This is a genomic window from Acinetobacter sp. YH01018 (assembly GCF_013420295.1).
Classification (GTDB): domain Bacteria; phylum Pseudomonadota; class Gammaproteobacteria; order Pseudomonadales; family Moraxellaceae; genus Acinetobacter.
The window spans coordinates 1-2,336 of sequence record NZ_VOYL01000106.1; the positions used below are offsets into that span (position 1 = coordinate 1).

Genomic DNA, 2,336 nt, shown 5'->3' on the forward strand with positions numbered 1-2,336 from the left:
AGGTTAACCGAATAGGGGAGCCGTAGAGAAATCGAGTCTTAATAGGGCGTTTAGTTGCTGGGTATAGACCCGAAACCGGGTGATCTATCCATGAGCAGGTTGAAGGTTAGGTAACACTGACTGGAGGACCGAACCCACTGTCGTTGAAAAGCCAGGGGATGACTTGTGGATAGGGGTGAAAGGCTAATCAAACTCGGTGATAGCTGGTTCTCCCCGAAAGCTATTTAGGTAGCGCCTCGGACGAATACCATTGGGGGTAGAGCACTGTTTCGGCTAGGGGGTCATCCCGACTTACCAAACCGATGCAAACTCCGAATACCAATGAGTACTATCCGGGAGACAGACTGCGGGTGCTAACGTCCGTAGTCAAGAGGAAAACAATCCAGACCGCCAGCTAAGGCCCCAAAATCATAGTTAAGTGGGAAACGATGTGGGAAGGCATAGACAGCTAGGAGGTTGGCTTAGAAGCAGCCACCCTTTAAAGAAAGCGTAATAGCTCACTAGTCGAGTCGGCCTGCGCGGAAGATGTAACGGGGCTAAAACTATGTGCCGAAGCTGCGGATGTATACTTTGTATACGTGGTAGGGGAGCGTTCTGTAAGCCGATGAAGGTGGATTGAGAAGTCTGCTGGAGGTATCAGAAGTGCGAATGCTGACGTGAGTAACGACAAAGCGGGTGAAAAACCCGCTCGCTGAAAGACCAAGGGTTCCAGTCCAACGTTAATCGGGGCTGGGTGAGTCGACCCCTAAGGCGAGGCCGAAAGGCGTAGTCGATGGGAAATTGGTTAATATTCCAATACTTCAGTGTAATGCGATGAGAGGACGGAGAAGGTTAAGTCAGCCTGGCGTTGGTTGTCCAGGTGGAAGGAAGTAGGCATGCATCTTAGGCAAATCCGGGGTGCTCTATGCTGAGATCTGATAGCAAGCTGTACTTGTACAGTGAAGTGGCTGATACCATACTTCCAGGAAAAGTCTCTAAGCTTCAGTTACACTGGAATCGTACCCGAAACCGACACAGGTGGTCAGGTCGAGTAGACCAAAGCGCTTGAGAGAACTCTGCTGAAGGAACTAGGCAAAATGGTACCGTAACTTCGGGAGAAGGTACGCTGCTTTTGGTGATGGAACTTGCTTCCTGAGCTGAGAGCAGCCACAGAAACCAGGCCCCTGCAACTGTTTATTAAAAACATAGCACTCTGCAAACACGAAAGTGGACGTATAGGGTGTGATGCCTGCCCGGTGCTGGAAGGTTAATTGATGGGGTTAGCGTAAGCGAAGCTCTTGATCGAAGCCCCAGTAAACGGCGGCCGTAACTATAACGGTCCTAAGGTAGCGAAATTCCTTGTCGGGTAAGTTCCGACCTGCACGAATGGCATAATGATGGGGGCGCTGTCTCCAGCAGAGGCTCAGTGAAATCGAAATCGCCGTGAAGATGCGGTGTACCCGCGGCTAGACGGAAAGACCCCGTGAACCTTTACTGCAGCTTGACATTGAACTTTGATCTTACTTGTGTAGGATAGGTGGGAGGCTTTGAAGCTGGGACGCTAGTCCTAGTGGAGCCAATCTTGAAATACCACCCTGGTAATATTGAGGTTCTAACTCTGTCCCGTTATCCGGGACGAGGACCATGTCTGGTGGGTAGTTTGACTGGGGCGGTCTCCTCCTAAAGAGTAACGGAGGAGTACGAAGGTGCGCTCAGCGTGGTCGGAAATCACGCGTAGAGTATAAAGGCAAAAGCGCGCTTAACTGCGAGACCCACAAGTCGAGCAGGTACGAAAGTAGGTCTTAGTGATCCGGTGGTTCTGTATGGAAGGGCCATCGCTCAACGGATAAAAGGTACTCTGGGGATAACAGGCTGATACCGCCCAAGAGTTCATATCGACGGCGGTGTTTGGCACCTCGATGTCGGCTCATCTCATCCTGGGGCTGAAGCAGGTCCCAAGGGTATGGCTGTTCGCCATTTAAAGAGGTACGCGAGCTGGGTTTAGAACGTCGTGAGACAGTTCGGTCCCTATCTACCGTGGGCGTTGGAAATTTGAGAGGATCTGCTCCTAGTACGAGAGGACCAGAGTGGACGAACCTCTGGTGTACCGGTTGTGACGCCAGTCGCATCGCCGGGTAGCTATGTTCGGAAGGGATAACCGCTGAAAGCATCTAAGCGGGAAGCCTACCTCAAGATAAGATTTCCCCGAGACTTTATGTCTCCTAAAGAGCCGTTGAAGACTACGACGTTGATAGGTTGGATGTGGAAGCATAGTGATATGTGAAGCTGACCAATACTAATTGCTCGTGAGGCTTGACTATACAACACCCAAACAGTTGTTGTATAAAGCATCAATT

The 2,336-nt window shown here is 50.8% G+C and carries 1 rRNA gene; it reads left to right on the forward strand.

Going from position 1 to position 2,336, the window contains the following annotated elements:
* Positions 1-2,300 (forward strand): 23S ribosomal RNA (locus FTT83_RS15730); the annotation flags it as partial.
* Positions 2,301-2,336: the final 36 nt, after the last annotated feature.